Below are 16,742 nucleotides of genomic sequence, written 5' to 3' on the forward strand. Positions count from 1 at the left end.
TTACGTAAAGTGACATGCAAACCACACCCTAATGAAAACTGAGTGCGCTAAGTGTAAATAGAAACGAACAGTCTTAACAAAGTTCGGTAACTTAGGCTCAATAATTTCAGACTAAATCGAGCGATTCTGTAGGTACTCTAACCACAGTTAATAACGCCCGGTGCCCCAGCGCCACTTTGGCATTAGGGAAAATAATATGTTCACCGTCATGCTGCGCGTAACACGCCTTGTCACCATCCCAGGCTAGTATCTCCCCTTTATTAAAAGAGGTGAAATTAGCTACATCATCCGCAAAGTTTAGCTCAAAGTCAGGTTGTGTGCGGTTAATGGTTTGCGCTTCTTTGAACACAAAATGCTGTTCCGGTTCAAAAGGGCCAAAATCCTGCTCAGCTTGCGAAATTAAGTTGCGTAAAGTGGCTTCCGCTGCGGCAAACTTCGCCCTGTCATTTTCGCCAAAGGGACGAACTTTCCCTAGCTCAACAGTAAACGCATGAGCATTAAACTGGCGTGCGCTAAAATATGAAAATGTCGTTGTCGGTGCCTGGTTTAATAATACCGTATCAACACCACAAGCCAGCAAAAACTGGAGCTGTTGGCGGCTGTAAGGTGCGCCGTGAGTAAACGGATAAACCGCAAATTTCTCACGTTTTGAGTCTCGAATGGCAGTATGTAAGTCATAATGAAACCGTTCGCGGGATCCTTCCGGGGCCGATTGATAGAAACGCTCTACATAGTTTTCTATCTTTGCTGCACGCTCGCGTTCTTTATTTTGCGTACTGCCTTTACTGTGCTCGCCACTAAACAGCCGGTTCATATTTTCTTCAACAAACCGCTCACCTTTGTTAATTGAGGCTGGATTTGCAATTAAAAACAGCGTGCGGTGCGTTACTGTCTGCTTTTCATCAATAATGTCGTTAATGATATCCCGGCATATTTCGATAGGAGCCGTTTCATTGCCATGCACAGCACAGGATAACACAATATCCTTGTGTCCCGGATTAGCCGGCGAAACTTCTAACACCCCGCTATCCCAGACGGACAGTTTTGTGCCATTGCTCAATGTTAAGTCATAACTCTCGTCACAACCCCACTCATGTTCACGAGTCCAGGCCAGAAAATCAGAAAATACCTTATTCACAACCTTCTCCTATTATTTTTTTCCCGGCACATAGCCTTTCGTTGCCAACAATTCACGTAATACTCGTGAACGATATTCACGACGATAAAGCACTGCGACAACCACCGCACTTGAAGCAATTAAGATGACGGGATGCAGAAACCAGGATAAATATGCCAAAGCAAAATAATATGTGCGCAGACCCTTATTGTACTCATGCCCGGACTGATCCAGCACTTTTGCCGCGTGCATAGCAAAACGCCGACGCTCTTCTTCTGGTTTATTGCCCTGATGATACTCAACGGAAGCTCCCAGCAGTACAGACACAAAGCCGAACTGACGAATAGACCAGGTAAACTTAAAGAAAGCGTAGATAAAAATAAGCGCCAGCACTGACAACTTAAACTGCACCAGAGATGAACTGCTCGCGGGGCTCATGGGGATTTCGTTTAGCACCAGCACGACTTCATCAGCATGCGCTAAGACTGTCAGCACACCAGCCAGAACTAAAATGGTAGAGGAGGCGAAAAAAGTTACAGTTCTCTCGACATTACCAATAAGTGACGCGTCAGCAACTTGATTTTCTTTGTGCATGACAGTGGTAAACCAGTCAATTCTTAACGAGCATAGAATACTCGACAGACAATGCGTGGTTCGGGCTCGTTTGCGGGCAAACAATGAATAGCCTATCCAGCAGAAAAAGAAAAATAGCAATGCGGCAAGATCAAGAAGCGACAGCAACATGTCAGGGTTTCCTCTGGAGTGTTCGGTTATTAATAATTTAACAGTTTAGAGTAATTAGTTTACCAGTTTATGACGAACCATACGATAAAGCCGGAGACTTAGCTCCGGCTTTCTTTCATTTCCTCAAGCACTTAGTAATGCTCTAGTGCCTCTTTGGTACTCATGTCTTTAGGTTCAGGTGGCGTTGCCAGCCCGTACCAGGACAACATGGTACGCATCCCTCGCTTAGTATCAGCCAAAATCAAGTACAGACAAGGTATTAACAACAAGGTAATAACCGTTGCGAAAATAATACCGAAGGCCAGTGATATAGCCATTGGTATCACTATTTTAGCCTGCAGACTCTTTTCCAGTACAATAGGTAATAAGCCAAAAAAGGTCGTTAACGAGGTTAAGGTTATTGCGCGGAAGCGACGGCAACCGGCATCCAGCACTGCCTTACGTAAATCCGTTCCCATTTCCCGGGCGCGGTTAACGTAATCGACCATAACCAGGCTGTCGTTCACCACAACCCCGGCCAAAGCAATGATACCAAACAGGCTCAAAATACTGACCGGCATACCAATAACCCAGTGGCCAATAATGGCACCGATAATACCAAAAGGTATCACCGACATAATGATCAGCGGCTGACTATAGGATTTCAGCGGAATTGCCATTAGTGCATAGACCGCAAACATTGCCAAAAAACCACCAAGGGCAAGAGAGCCTGTTGCTTCAGCTTCATCCTGAGTCGCGCCCTGCAGTTGGAAATTAACGCTAGGGTACTTATCTAGGATTGGCTGGATTTTTTGTTCACGAACTTCATTTACAACTCGGAAAGGCTCTACTGTGTCTTTATCGACCCGTGCACGAACGTTCACCGAGCGCTGACGGTCAATACGAGTAATGGTGCTATAACCTTCAGCGAACTCAATATCAGCCAATTCTGTAAATGGAATTTCAGAACCATCGGCTGCACGCAGCTTCATATCCTGCAAGTTGCCAACGGACTCACGCTGGTCACGCGGGTAACGAACCATGACTTTAACTTCTTCGTCGCCACGCTGTATGCGCTGAGCTTCAGCACCGTAAAAAGCGTAACGCACCTGCGTAGCCAGTTCAGCCAGATTAATCCCCATAGCGGTGGCTAATGGTTTGGTCTGCAAAAGAATCTCTTCTTTACCGTCACCAAAGGTATCTTCAATATCAAATACCCCGTCATAGTCGGCAAGTTCCAGCTTAAGCTCATCCGCAGCGGCTTTCAGCTCGTCCAGGTTTTCACCTATTAACTGAAACTCAATATCAAAGCCACTACCGCCACTCATGCTTCCCTGAAAGTTAAGAGCTCGCACCCCTGCTAGTTCGGGAACAGCTTCACGCCATTGGTTCACAATTTCAAAACCGTCTATCTGGCGGTCTTCACCTTTTTTCAACTCTACAAAAACAGTACCGGCAGTATTGCCATCCATCCAGATATTGGTATGACGGACAACGGCTTCACCGTCATTTTCTTTAATCCGACTGTTCACTTCATTGAGTGACTTTTCAACACTGTTCAGAACTTCAATGGTACGAGTTTCTGAGGTGCCGGGCTGCATTTCAACATTCGCCTGAATAAAATCGCTAGGAATATCCGGGAAGAAAACCCAACGCACAATACCTCCACTCATAAGACCTACCATCAGAATCAGCATACCGACAAAGGTTGCCAACGTGGTATAGCGGTAGTGCAGGCATTTTTTAAGGAACGGTCGATAGTAATTATCTACGAAAGACTTAATTGCACTCGCAAATTTATTACGAAAACGTTGGAAAGCATTGGCTTTTTCACCTTTCTGTTTGGAGTATTTCATATTAGCGATGTGCGCTGGCAATATGAGTTTTGACTCCACCAAGGAAAAGGCCAGACAAAGGATAACGACCCAGGCAATAGACTCCCAGATAGCGCCCATACCTCCTTCAACCGTCAACATAGGTACAAAGGCAACCATAGTTGTTAGTACGCCAAAGGTGGCCGGCATTGCCACACGCTTAGCTCCGGCAATAACGTTATCGATACTTTTACCGTTTTCCTCTATTTCGGTATAGGCACTTTCTCCTATGACTATCGCGTCATCCACCACTATCCCTAATACCAGTATGAAGCCGAACAGCGATATCATATTAATTGAGATATCAAACATCGGCAGTGGCATTAACGCAATGGTGCCTAAAAAGCACACCGGAATGCCTATCATGACCCAGAACGCCAAACGCAGTTGTAAGAATAACGACAACATAAGGAAGACCAACAGCCCGCCCATCCACATGTTGTTCATCATCAAGTCTAAGCGGCCTTGCAGGTAATAAGACGAATCTCCCCACTGTGCTACCTGAACGCCGTCGGGCAGCTCTTCATTTTTTTTCTCGGTATAGCCACGGACGTATTCAGCTATTTTAAGATCGTTTTGATCACCCACTGACTGCACGCGGATAAAAGTTGCCGGTTTGCCATCAAAACGGGTATAAGACTCTTCTTCAATAAAGCCGTCTTCTACTTTGGCTATATCGCCCAGAGTTAAACGCGTACCGTCGGCGCGACTCAACAAGACAATTTTTTCAAATTCGCCGCCAACGTAAGCCTGATTATTGGCGCGCAATAAAATGTCACCGTTCGGAGTTTTTATTGAGCCACCAGCAACATCAATAGAAGTGCCACGGACAGCTTCCACGATTTGCGAGAACGTGAGTCCGTAACGCTCAAGATCCTGCTGAGAAATCTCAATTGAGATTTCATAATCGCGATCACCGACCACATCAACCTTGGTGATACCGCCAACGGTTTTCAGTTCATCCCGGACTTCTTTTGCAAGCTCTTTGCGGGCTCGTTCATCCAAATCACCATATACCGACATCCAGATAACTTGTCGTTGTGGTCTTACCCGGTAAATATTCGGTTTCTCGATTTGCTGAGGGAAGTTAGGAATGGCATCCACCAGCATTTTCACCTCGTCCATGACAACTTGCACGTCATAGTCAGGTTCAACTTCCAAAGTGACACTACCGCCGCCTTCCCGCGACTGAGAGGTCATCTCTTCAATACCATCAACATCTTCAATGGCATCTTCTATCAGCATGATAACGCCCTGCTCTACTTCCTGTGGCGCGGCACCGGGAAACGGTACCTGAATACTGATAATATTCAGTTCAATTTCTGGAAACATTTGCTTGCGCACACTGAATACCGATAATGCGCCTGCAACCAGAATAATGATCATCAATAAGTTCGCGGCTACCGAATTGCGTGCAAACCACGCAATCAGACCGGTTTGTTTTTCAGTCGTCATGATGTTTACCCGCCTACATTTTCAGAATCTTCGGCTATTTTCTCGCCGTTTTCATCGGTTTTAGCCGTTGTTTCCATCTGCTCTGGCAGTGGGTCGCCGGGCAAACGTACCTTCATCCCCGGTAACGCGTTCTTCAGCTGTGTCAGTACGACTCTGTCTCCACTTTCCAGCCCGGAACTGATAAGACTCGTATTCCCCTGAGTTCGCACAACGTCAACATCACGCTTTTCCAGCTCTCGATTCTCAGGAACAATCCAGACAGATCCATCAGGGTTCAGTGCGTAAGTCGGAACTTCCATCACCCCTTTAGCTGCAGTACCTTCTATTTTTGCTTGCACAAAACGTCCATAGCGCAAAGGAATAGGATGTGTCTCTTCACCCAGGTTGTAAGGGTCAGAAACTTCTACAACGCCATAGATAACCCGGCTGTTTTCATCTAAAACGCCTTCTGTCCGAACCAGACGTCCCTGCCAGGTCGCCGACTCACCGGAAACCATTGATTCTAACTGCACTCGGGGCGCTTCTTCCGCAAGAGCCGGATCTAGAATATAAGTCATATCAAGGTCACTTAATGGCAACCGAACTTCTGCCGTACGGGTATCAAATACCAAGGCTATCTGGCTACCCATTGAAACAAACTGCCCCAAGTTGGCTTCTTTACTACGGAGTACGCTATCGTAAGGTGCTTTTATGGTGGTTCGCTCTAAATCACGCTCGGCTTTAGCCAGGTTCGCTTCGGCTGACTCTACCGCAGCAATGGCACTGGCGAGTTGAGGTTTGCGCAAGCCTAGTTCAGGTGCCTTCCCTTCTTTGAAGGCCGACCATTCTTCTTCAGCAACGCGGGCACGTGCTTTCTCTTGTTCTAACTCGGACTGAGCCTGTAACAAGTTAGCCCGAGCCTGTTGGACCGCAACTTCATAGTCAGACGGATCGACCTGAACCAGCATATCGCCTTTCTTGAAGAAACCACCGGCATGGTAATTCGCTGCAACATCAACAATTTGTCCGGTCACTTCTGCAACCAGAGTAGTCGAATGCTTTGGTTTTACCGTGCCCTGAGAATCAACAATAAATGTCATGTCGCGAGGGCTGACTTCCAGAACTTCAACCATCGCAGCAGGTTTACTTCGCTCTTTTTGTTTTGGCGGCTCCGCAGACATGCTTGCAAGTATCGATAAAACGACAGCTCCAACAATAATCAACGGCGGAATAAAGGCTCGTTTTTTAAATTTCATTTTTTATTGTTCTCATAATTGATTAACTCACAGCGTTATTATTGCTGTTAATAATGTAAAATGTTAGACGTTAACTGTTGCCAGTTATGTGAATCCGGCACTAAGTTGTAACTGACTGTTTCAGCCTTCAAGTAACCAACGTTCCGCGGCCTCAACATAACGCGGTTTACCCACCAGCAAGACCACGTCCTGCGGTTGTAACTCGGTATCACTATCAGGCTCCGGAATTTCCTCGTCGTCACGCCGTAAAGCCTTCAATTGCACCTGATGCTTCTCCCAGTCTAACTCATCGATGCGTTTGCCCGTCGCCCATGCGCCTTCCGGTAGAGTTAAAGCACGCAAAAACTCAAGTTTGTCAGCCAGTTCCGGCGTAATTTCAGTTTCATCCCCCTGGAAAAACCCATGCATTTCACCGTAATGGTTACGTCTTTCTTTATCCAGCCGCGCAAGAATACGGCGTATTGGAATACCGCTGCGGCTAAGCACGTGCGAAATCAGCATTAAACTCGCCTCCAGTGTATCCGGCACCACTTGCGACGCTCCGGCTTCCTGTAACTGAGTTAACCTCATATCGTCACGACTCCGTACAATAATGTAAGCGTCGGGGTTTAACTGACGAAGCTCTTTTAGCACTTCGAGCGCACGCAGGTCATCGGCGAAACTGATAATAATAAGATCGACACTCTCAGCTCCTACCGCCCGTAAGATGTCTTTTCGGGCGCTGTCACCAAAGTAGACACGGGCGCCACCGGCAACGGCTTCCTGAACTCGCATGGGGTCATTATCTACAGCTATGTGAGTAATTCCCTCGGCGTCCAAAAATCGACTCATGGTTTGACCAACCCGGCCAAAGCCGCAAATAAGTACCTGGTTCTCCAACCCTTCACTGCCTGAGGTTCGTTGCTGCTCAATATCGACTAGAGGGTCAGGGTGGCGGACGACCAGATTCACCAAAGATTTCAGACGATGAATCACAATGGGTGTTATCGCCATACTCAATACACCAATACCTATCATACTGGTGACTATCTCTTTACTCAGTAGACCATGGCTGCTTGCCAACGCGACGATAACAAAGCCAAACTCCCCCATTTGAAACAGCGAAATACCACTACCCCAGGCGTCTTCATCCCGTTCTCCCATAAAACGCGCGACTGAACTAATTAAGGCAATTTTTATTACCGCCATTACAACCAGAGCCAGCAATATCCAATGAAAATTTTGAATAAAACCATAGAGCTCAAGCTGCATACCGATGGTGGTAAAGAACAAACCCATTAAGATGTCCCGGAACGGACGAATATCAGCTTCCAGTTGATGTTTATACTGACTTTCTCCCAGCATCATGCCAGCTAAAAAAGCACCTAACGCCATAGAAAGACCAAAAACGTGAGTCATACCACCAGCAACCAAGGCAACTAAAAGCGTGGCTAAAACAAACAGCTCATCAGTTCTTTGTTTGGCTATTTCTTTGAATAAATAGGGTAAGACCCATTTACCTATAGTCATAAGTACGGCAATAACTGCAGCACCTTTTGCCAGAGCTAATAATAAGGTGTAGCCAATATTGCCGTTATCGGAAGCCAGTAAAGGAATAATAATAAGTAGCGGTACCACCGCTATATCCTGAAACAGCAAGATGGCAACACTCATCTGCCCGCGGCGGGTTGACGTCTGTGCGCTTTCCTTTAGCTGCTTGATAACGACCGCCGTAGAAGACAGTGCCAAGGCACCGGCAATAGCCAAAGACGCAGCCCATTCATCCAGCCAGATAAAACCAATAAGCAAAAAGACTAACAGTGAACCAAGAACCTGAGCGGCACCTAACCCGAATACCCACCGTCGCATGGCGATCATCTTAGGTAAGGAGAATTCAAGCCCCAGTGAAAACAGAAGCAAAACAATGCCCAGTTCAGCAACCAGGTGATAATCATCAGGGTCAGCTATCCAGCCCATAACATCGGGCCCGGCAATAATACCGGCGACTAAATACGCCAAAATTGCCGGCAATTTTACCCTTCTGAAGAGCCAGACAAGAATAACGGCAACCGCTAATAAAAGCAGAAGGCTGGAAAATGTACCGTTCATTCATAAACTCCTGGATTTCTTTGTTTTTATGAGTGTCAAAATAGTAACACTCTTTTGTTGCAGAAAAACTAGCTCTTATAACGTTTTGTAAAATATAGCTTTTCTATTTTTGGCCTAATATTTGCAAATAAATTTTCAATTATCAAATTTAGGCAAAAAGGTTTGTCATGCTAAACAGAGCTGTAGCAAAAACTGAGAGTAAGGCGGCTGAGAACAAAACTCAGGCAATTATCAGTCAATTAACCTCATCGGCTGATTTGCAAAGTAAATCAACCCCGTTAGCTGAGCGGTTACAGACATCTCTCGATTTGCATCAGGTATTGTCTATTTACGCAGATTACATGGTTCAGCGTCTACCCGTAAGTGCCCTACAATTTATCTCCGATGACCAGATTATTAATTTAATTGGCGATTACGAAAGCCTTGAGAGCGAATACTCGGTGATGCTTTATGCCGATAAAGAATACTTAGGACAAATGGTTTATCAATTCAAACGCCAACCATCCTATGTGAATAAAGTGCGCCTGGAACAAATGCACCGACAGCTGACTTTCCCCTTGCGTAACGCTATGCATTTTTCACGCTTAAGAAAAGTTGCGATACGCGACCATTTAACAGGCCTCGGCAACCGGGCTTTACTGGACGAAACTCTTGAGCACATCAGTGCACGCTTAAAACGTGATAACAAGCAGTCTCATATTGTCATGTTATTGGATATGGATGGCTTTAAAAACGTCAACGACCGTCATGGGCACCAACAAGGTGACGAGGTACTGAAGTTGTTCGGCAATTTATTGCAGCAACAACTGCGCGATACTGATCGGGTATTTCGCTATGGTGGCGATGAGTTCGTATTAATATTGGAAAACACGCGACCAGCACAAGCAGATGACGTTTTTCGTCGTATTCGGGATGCGCTCAATAACGATATTAGCCTCGCCACTTTCAATATTGGCGTTAGTGCCGGAAGCCTGGTTATGGAAAGTTTTCATAGCCCACAGGATATTATTGACGAAGCCGACAGACGCCTATATGCCGCTAAACTTGCCGGTAAGAATCAGCACCTGAGCTAACCCAGCTTGGCTCAGGTAACTGAAGGCTGTCGAATTCTGTTTTACCAATAACCTGATAGCTGAACCAGCCAAGTCCGGCTACCCACACGTACTTAGCGTTCAGCTCAAGTATCGGTCGCCGGGCTCTTAACCACGGCGGAATTCCCGCCTGCTTCAGCCAGTCTTTCAGTTTTTTGCGCCCCTGGCGTCCGGGTTTTGCGAGTTTTTCTGTGGTTAACGAGAAGGTTAATCTCAACTCATTATTATTCGTCAGCAGTGCGTCAGGCACGCTTAACTTGCCCCATTCACCCAGATCAACATTAGCCTCAGTTAACCAACAATCTTCAGGTAATTGCCCGACATTCGTATCGCACCATAGGGCGTATTGAAAGTAGCGCACACTGTAGCCGTCACACTGAACTTGCATTTGGCTGTCGTCTGTTGCGCTTCTGGCTTGTAAACGAATTTGCTCCAGTTGCTCGTAGCTGGGTAACGAGTATTTCAGTTTTTGCAGCCAGGTGCGCAGTAACGCTCGCTGCATAGCCGCAGAATGCTCACTCAGTAAACTTAAGGGAAAGTGACTATTGTACTTCTGCGCTTTATGCAGTTTTTCCAGCAACAGTTCATCCATCACCTGCTGTTGCTCGGCACAAAGTTTTGCCGACCTTAGCACGCTACGCCCAAACTGTGGCCAGCGCTGTTCTAATAACGGCACCACTTTATGTCGCAAAAAGTTCCGCTCAATACGGGTATCGTAGTTCGTATCGTCTTCAATCCAGGTTAATTTCTGTTGCTGCGCATAGCTTAAAATGTCTTCTTTACTGACACTGAGCAAAGGACGACAGAGACGACGGTTGTCCACCCATGGCTGAATAGCGGCCATTGAGGATAAGCCTTTTGGCCCGCTGCCGCGCTTTAATTGCAGAAAAAAGGTTTCAATCTGGTCATTGCGGTGTTGTCCAAGCAGTAATACCGCATCATCCTCCGTCAGCTCGGCCATTCTTCGGTAACGACTTTCACGCCCGGCGGCCTCTTTGCTTTGACGGTTTTCTACGGGCACATTAAGCGGCTCAAAAACCGCTTTTACACCATAGGCTTTAGCAGCATGCTCAATAGTCGACGACCAGTCAGCTGAGCTGGGGTGAAAGCTATGATCTAAATGAATGGCTAAATACTGATACTGAGGGTTCTGCTGACGAAAGCGCATCAGCAAGTCGAGGATAGTTTGCGAGTCGGCTCCGCCACCAAGGGCAGCAACTAATTGCTGCCCCGGCTTTAATGCAAGAGACTCTAAGCTTTCACAAAACAGGTCATAAAGACCATCTTTCATCATTGGTAATTAGCAGTAACCAAAAGACATGAGTTTACGATAACGCTGATCCAGCAATTCCTCGTGGCTTAACCCCTGTAAGCTACCTAAATCAGCAATCAGCTGACGCTTAAGGCGTACCGCCATTTCTTCCTGATGGCGGTGTGCGCCGCCTAAAGGCTCAGGTATCACAGAATCAACCAGACCCAACTCTTTACTCCGCTCTGCGGTTACCCCCATAGCTTCTGCTGCTAATGGTGCTTTGCTGGCACTTTTCCACAAAATAGAAGCACAACCTTCCGGAGAAATAACCGAGTAGGTACTGTATTGCAGCATGTTAACGCGGTCACCGACACCAATAGCCAGAGCACCACCAGAACCACCTTCTCCAATAACAGTACAAACAATAGGAACGGTTAAACGCGCCATAACTTTCAAGTTGCGCGCAATGGCTTCACTCTGACCGCGTTCTTCCGCACCAATTCCCGGGTAAGCTCCCGGTGTATCAATGAAAGTAACAATTGGCATTTTAAACCGTTCGGCAGTTTGCATCAGTCGTAGCGCCTTACGATAACCTTCAGGCTTTGGCATACCAAAGTTACGACGGATCTTCTCCTTGGTTTCACGGCCTTTTTGCTGGCCTATAACCATAACCGGAGTGCCGTCTAAACGCGCAATACCGCCAACAATCGCCTCGTCGTTAGCAAAAGAGCGATCACCCGCCATTTCGTCAAACTCGGTGAATATCATGCGGATATAGTCAAGCGTGTAAGGACGCAATGGATGACGCGCCAGCTGTGCTACCTGCCACGCACCTAAATCAGAAAAGATTTTCTCTGTCAGTTCCTGACTCTTTGTGGTCAGTCGCTGCACTTCCTCTTCTAAGTTAAGATCCAGTTGTCCGCGGTTACCGACGGACTTCAATTCCTCAATTTGCGCTTCAAGTTCCGCAATAGGTTGTTCAAAATCCAGAAAATTAAGGCTCATTCGCTGTCATTTCCTTTAAAATTCAAGTGAAACTTGCTGAGTTCCCAGCAAATTCTGTAATTCGTATATTAATTCATCAGACGGATTCACATACCATTGTGCGCCCACATTTAAAGTGGCTTCAACACGTTCCGACTGATACCGCATTTTTATCGGACAAGTCCCTTCAGCAAAGGGCTGTAATAGCTTTTCCAGTTTTCCGGCAAGACCTTTAGCAAGCTGCTCATCCGTTACTGTAATTGCTAAATGCCGGAGATAAGTTTCCCGAGCCTGCTCAATTGCCATCACTTCTCTGGCAGTCATTGTATTGCTATTACTGAAGTTATCAAATCTGACCTCACCTTTTATCCACAAAATTCGGTCTTTTTCGAGCAATTCCTGATAACTTTCGTATTCATTACTAAATAAGCGTACATCCATGCGCGCTGTTTTGTCATCTAAAGTCACTATAGCAAAACGCTGACCTCTTTTATTGGTCAGTACTCTCACATCAATCACCAGCCCGGCAATGGCAATACTCTCATCTTTGCGGGTGGGAGTAACATTGGACAATGTGCTATTTATGTAATGCTTGAGCTCTGCGCGAAAACGGTTAATAGGGTGACCAGTCAAATAAAGACCGAGGGTATCGCGCTCTCCTTCTAACCAGACCGCTTCCGACCATTTACGTACACTGACAAACTCTTGTTCAACCGCTTCAGGTTCGGTGGTAAGCACCCCAAACATATCCGACTGACCAATTTTTTCTGCATTCAGATGCTGTTCGGCCTGACGAATGGCTTTTTCCAGCGTCGCCATTAATGAAGCGCGGTGAGGTCCTAAGTTGTCCATGGCACCAGCACGAATTAAGCGCTGTAGAATGCGCTTATTCATTCGCTTCAGGTCAACCCGGCAACAGAAGTCGAATAAATCGCGAAACGGCCCGCCTTCTTCCCGGGCTTTGATAATAGACTCAATTGGCCCTTCACCCACGCCTTTTATTGCGCCTATACCGTAAACCACTCGTTGCTGTTCATCGACGGTAAATTTATATTCGCCTTTGTTCACATCCGGCGGCAACAAATCCAGCCCCATGCGTTCGCATTCGTCCGCCAGAGTGACAATTTTGTCGGTATTGTCCATATCGGCAGACATCACCGCGGCCATAAATTCTGCCGGAAAGTGGGTTTTCATCCATAAGGTCTGGTATGACACTAAAGCGTAAGCAGCCGAGTGCGACTTGTTAAATCCATAACCGGCAAATTTCTCTACCAAGTCGAAAATTTTCGTCGCCAGTTCAGGGTCGATATCATTTTGCGCCGCACCCTTAGCAAAAATTTCTCGTTGCTTAGCCATTTCCTCGGGCTTTTTCTTACCCATTGCACGGCGTAATAAATCTGCGCCACCCAAAGTGTAGCCCGCCAGAACCTGGGCAATTTGCATTACCTGTTCCTGGTAGAGGATGACACCGTAAGTCGGCTCCAGTATGGGTTGCAAACTCTCATGCTGATACTCGGCATCGGGGTAAGAGATTTCTTCCCTGCCGTGCTTCCGGTCAATAAAGTTATCAACCATGCCAGACTGCAGTGGCCCCGGCCGGAATAGCGCCACCAAGGCGATAATATCTTCGAAAGAGTCTGGCAAAAGCTTTTTAATAAGCTCTTTCATTCCACGCGACTCTAACTGAAACACCGCCGTTGTTTCGGCTTTTTTCAACAGTTTAAAACACGCCGGATCAGTTAAATCTATCGACGTAATATCAATCGGGTCTTTACCGCTCTGAGCATGCCGGCGGTTCACCATATCAACCGCCCACTGAATAATGGTCAGCGTTCTCAGACCCAAAAAATCAAACTTAACCAGACCTGCAGACTCAACATCGTCTTTATCAAACTGAGTGACCGGGTTGTTGCCTTCGTCATCACAATACAGCGGCGAAAAGTCGGTTATTTTGGTTGGGGAAATAACCACACCACCAGCGTGTTTACCGGCATTACGAGTCACACCTTCAAGAATACGAGCCATATCAATAATGGCCTTAACTTCTTCATCCTGGTCGTACGCAGCACCAAGCTGAGGCTCAATTTCAAAGGCTTTGGCCAGGGTCATGCCCGGATCGCCCGGTATTAACTTGGAAATTCGGTCAACAAAACCATAAGGATGAGCCAGTACCCGTCCGACATCTCGTATCGCAGCTTTAGCCGCCATGGTACCGAAGGTAATAATTTGCGAAACCGCTTCACGGCCATACAGGTCCGCAACGTGATCGATGACTTCATCCCGACGATCCATACAGAAGTCGACATCGAAATCCGGCATGGAAACCCGTTCAGGGTTAAGGAATCGTTCGAAAAGTAAGTCAAATTCAAGCGGATCCAAATCCGTTATTTTAAGTGCATAAGCCACCAGAGACCCTGCACCTGAACCCCGCCCCGGGCCTACGGGTATGCCGTTATCTTTACTCCACTGAATAAACTCCATAACGATAAGGAAATACCCAGGGAAGCCCATATCGTTAATAACGCCAAGTTCGCGTTTGAGTCGTTCATCGTACTCTGGGCGCTTTTGCTGTCTCTCTTCCGCGTCAGGAAACAAAAACTCCAAACGTTCTTCCAGCCCTTCTTCCGAAACCTTAATTAAGAATTCTTCAGTCGTCAGGTCGCCAGTCGGGAACTTAGGCAAGAAGTATTCGCCCAAACGCACAGTGACATTACAGCGCTTGGCTATTTCAACAGTATTTTCTATTGCTTCAGGAATGTCAGAAAACAACTCTGTCATTTCTTCGCTGGAGCGCAAATATTGTTGTGGTGAGTATTTTTTCGGCCGGCGTTTGTCTTCCAACTGGTACCCGTCGTGAATAGCCACACGAATTTCGTGAGCATCAAAGTCTTCTTCTTTCAGGAAAACCACTTCATTAGTAGCAACAACGGGTAGGCCGGTTTCGCCGGCTAAAGCCACCGCTTTATGTAAATAGGTTTCTTCCTGAGGTCGACCGGTGCGCACCAGTTCCAGGTAATAGCGGTCAGGAAAATATTGCTGGTAGAAATCGAGGGCGGCATCCAGCTGACTGTCGTGGCCTTTAATTAGAGCCTGCCCTACATCACCCTGACGGCTGCCGGACAACAAGATAATGCCCTCGTTATGCTCCTTCAGCCAGTCTTTATCGATAACCGGCTTACCTTTAATATTACCGCGCAAATAAGCTTTTGAAATAAGCTGAGTTATCTGCTGATAACCTTCGTTATCCATTGCCAATGCAGTCAGGCGGAAAATTTCAGATTCAGGATAGTCAGCCTGCACCCAGAAATCGCACCCTATTAAAGGCTTTAAGCCCAATTGATGCGCCTTTCCATAGTAGCGAACCAGACCACAAAAGTTCATTTGGTCGGTAATGGCTAAAGCAGGCATACCCGCTTCAGCAACAGCCTCACAAATTGGACCAACTTTCGCCAGTCCATCTATCATGGAAAAGTCGCTATGAACTCTTAAGTGAACAAAATTTGGTGCAGTCATTTTACGGATACAGTCTGGCTTTTTTCATTATCATTTTAGGGTCGTTATTGTGCCTTAAGCAGCCTCTGAAGTATATCGTCAGTGTAACTTCAGTCGCGGTTTTACAACATGGTTAAGTTTGTCCACCATTAACAACAAAAACATCTTCCACCAGCCGTGTAAGGCTCTTTGGTGCATCCGGTATAAACTGGCGTAAGCCCAACGCGCTAAAGTCCCTTCGAGCGACATTGACAGACTTTTACTTTGCATCAAATTGCCCACCGCCGAAAAACGACTCAGTGAAACTAGCGAGCCTCGGTCTTTATATTTGAAGGCTTTCGCCGGTTTGTTGCGGTACTCACGTACAATATTCTGATACAAACATTCAGCCATCTGATGCGCTGACTGAGCTCTTGGTGGTACCCAACGCTCATCATCTATGCGGCAACCAGCACAATCACCTATGGCATAAATGCTTTCGTCAGATACCGACTGGAGATACTCATTTACCTCAATTTGATTGTTTTTGCGAACTTTCAGGCCCCATTCACTGACAAAATCGGGAGCCCGGACACCCGCTGCCCAAACCATTAAATTGGCACTGATATTCTCTCCTTCAGACAACACCAGAGTGTTTTCTTTTACTTCAGTAACCGGGTTACCCAATATGACTTCGACACCCAGCGATTTCAGTTTCTTCTCTACCGATGCTGACAAACGCTCAGGCAATGCAGGCAATAATCGTTTACCGGCTTCAACCAAGCGAACTTCAAAATGTTTTTGATCAAGGAAAGAAAGGCCATAAATAGACAACAATGACACCGAATGAATGAGTTCAGCAGCCAGCTCAACGCCGGTAGCCCCGCCCCCCACAATCGCCAGCGACAATTTCGTATTTTCGCCGTCTTCGATCGACTGGTTTACTCGTAAAAACTCATTTAATAAATGCTCATGGAACTCATCGGCCTGACGTAGTGAGTCCAGAAAGTAGCAATGCTCGCTAACTCCGGGGGTTCCAAAATCTGCGGTAACACTGCCAATGGAAAGAATTAATTTATCGTACTGAATACTGCGCGGCGCTAACACCTCATGGCCCTGCTCATCTTTTATCGCCGCTAGTTGAATCGACTTTTCGTCCTTATTCACAGACTCTAAAGTGCCAACCAGAAACTGAAAACCTTCGCGAGCACTTTGTCCGCGGTAATCCAGTTCTGCCAGCCGCGAGTCCAGGGCGCCTGAGGCAACTTCATGCAACAACGGCTTCCACAAGTGGGTACTGTTTCTGTCAATTAGTATTATCTTCGCTTTCTTCTTGCGACCCAGCTTTCTTCCCAGCATGGTCGCCAATTCTAATCCGCCTGCACCGCCACCAACTATTACAATCCGTTCTTGCATTTGTGCCTCGCCTATCTGCAGATAATAAAAAAGCCA

Annotated in this window: 10 protein-coding genes; 1 reads left to right on the forward strand and 9 read right to left on the reverse strand. The window is 46.6% G+C overall.

The genetic code is table 11. The annotated features are described in order from the left end of the window. Positions 1 to 106: 106 nt before the first annotated feature. The 5 genes from astE to NJR55_RS12535 form a co-directional block, all read right to left on the reverse strand. On the reverse strand, positions 107 to 1,138 hold the full coding sequence (gene astE / locus NJR55_RS12515; RefSeq protein ID WP_253620256.1) for a succinylglutamate desuccinylase: 1,032 nt from the start codon (positions 1,136 to 1,138) through the stop codon (positions 107 to 109). Positions 1,139 to 1,150: 12 nt separating this feature from the next. Continuing rightward, on the reverse strand, positions 1,151 to 1,861 hold the full coding sequence (locus tag NJR55_RS12520; protein WP_253620257.1) for a DUF599 domain-containing protein: 711 nt from the start codon (positions 1,859 to 1,861) through the stop codon (positions 1,151 to 1,153). A 131-nt stretch (positions 1,862 to 1,992) separates the two neighbouring features. Next, the gene (locus tag NJR55_RS12525) at positions 1,993 to 5,169 is read right to left on the reverse strand and encodes an efflux RND transporter permease subunit (RefSeq protein WP_253620258.1); all 3,177 of its coding nucleotides are present in this window, start codon (positions 5,167 to 5,169) and stop codon (positions 1,993 to 1,995) included. A 5-nt stretch (positions 5,170 to 5,174) separates the two neighbouring features. Continuing rightward, entirely contained in the window at positions 5,175 to 6,404 is a 1,230-nt protein-coding gene (locus NJR55_RS12530) for an efflux RND transporter periplasmic adaptor subunit (protein WP_253620259.1), read from the reverse strand. Positions 6,405 to 6,524: 120 nt separating this feature from the next. Continuing rightward, positions 6,525 to 8,492: a monovalent cation:proton antiporter family protein gene (locus NJR55_RS12535; RefSeq protein WP_253620260.1), complete on the reverse strand. Its 1,968-nt coding sequence runs from the start codon at positions 8,490 to 8,492 to the stop codon at positions 6,525 to 6,527. A gap of 167 nt (positions 8,493 to 8,659) precedes the next feature. Between NJR55_RS12535 and NJR55_RS12540 the strand changes: the two genes are divergently transcribed. Next, positions 8,660 to 9,565, forward strand: a complete 906-nt coding sequence (locus tag NJR55_RS12540) for a GGDEF domain-containing protein (RefSeq protein ID WP_253620261.1) — start codon at positions 8,660 to 8,662, stop codon at positions 9,563 to 9,565. Here the strand turns inward: NJR55_RS12540 and tilS are convergent. From tilS to NJR55_RS12560, 4 genes are all read right to left on the reverse strand, one after another. Continuing rightward, complete coding sequence (gene tilS, locus NJR55_RS12545) at positions 9,531 to 10,877, reverse strand: tRNA lysidine(34) synthetase TilS (protein WP_253620262.1); 1,347 nt, start codon at positions 10,875 to 10,877, stop codon at positions 9,531 to 9,533. The two genes, NJR55_RS12540 and tilS, sit on opposite strands and share 35 nt — an antisense overlap. A gap of 6 nt (positions 10,878 to 10,883) precedes the next feature. Next, the gene (accA, locus tag NJR55_RS12550; RefSeq protein WP_011234924.1) at positions 10,884 to 11,840 is read right to left on the reverse strand and encodes an acetyl-CoA carboxylase carboxyl transferase subunit alpha; all 957 of its coding nucleotides are present in this window, start codon (positions 11,838 to 11,840) and stop codon (positions 10,884 to 10,886) included. Positions 11,841 to 11,855: 15 nt separating this feature from the next. Then, positions 11,856 to 15,332: a DNA polymerase III subunit alpha gene (gene dnaE, locus NJR55_RS12555; RefSeq protein ID WP_253620263.1), complete on the reverse strand. Its 3,477-nt coding sequence runs from the start codon at positions 15,330 to 15,332 to the stop codon at positions 11,856 to 11,858. Between the two features lie 78 nt (positions 15,333 to 15,410). After that, on the reverse strand, positions 15,411 to 16,706 hold the full coding sequence (locus NJR55_RS12560; RefSeq protein ID WP_253620264.1) for an NAD(P)/FAD-dependent oxidoreductase: 1,296 nt from the start codon (positions 16,704 to 16,706) through the stop codon (positions 15,411 to 15,413). Positions 16,707 to 16,742 lie beyond the last annotated feature (36 nt).

Source organism: Idiomarina rhizosphaerae, from assembly GCF_024159085.1.
GTDB lineage: Bacteria > Pseudomonadota > Gammaproteobacteria > Enterobacterales > Alteromonadaceae > Idiomarina > Idiomarina rhizosphaerae.

Bases quoted from the DNA above. Each gene is read 5' to 3' on its own strand.
- NJR55_RS12530 (WP_253620259.1), bottom strand. From the start codon at position 6,404: ATGAAATTTAAAAAACGAGCCTTTATTCCGCCGTTGATTATTGTTGGA.
- tilS (WP_253620262.1), bottom strand. From the start codon at position 10,877: ATGATGAAAGATGGTCTTTATGACCTGTTTTGTGAAAGCTTAGAGTCT.
- NJR55_RS12535 (WP_253620260.1), bottom strand. From the start codon at position 8,492: ATGAACGGTACATTTTCCAGCCTTCTGCTTTTATTAGCGGTTGCCGTT.
- NJR55_RS12520 (WP_253620257.1), bottom strand. From the start codon at position 1,861: ATGTTGCTGTCGCTTCTTGATCTTGCCGCATTGCTATTTTTCTTTTTC.
- accA (WP_011234924.1), bottom strand. From the start codon at position 11,840: ATGAGCCTTAATTTTCTGGATTTTGAACAACCTATTGCGGAACTTGAA.
- NJR55_RS12560 (WP_253620264.1), bottom strand. From the start codon at position 16,706: ATGCAAGAACGGATTGTAATAGTTGGTGGCGGTGCAGGCGGATTAGAA.
- NJR55_RS12540 (WP_253620261.1), top strand. From the start codon at position 8,660: ATGCTAAACAGAGCTGTAGCAAAAACTGAGAGTAAGGCGGCTGAGAAC.
- NJR55_RS12525 (WP_253620258.1), bottom strand. From the start codon at position 5,169: ATGACGACTGAAAAACAAACCGGTCTGATTGCGTGGTTTGCACGCAAT.
- dnaE (WP_253620263.1), bottom strand. From the start codon at position 15,332: ATGACTGCACCAAATTTTGTTCACTTAAGAGTTCATAGCGACTTTTCC.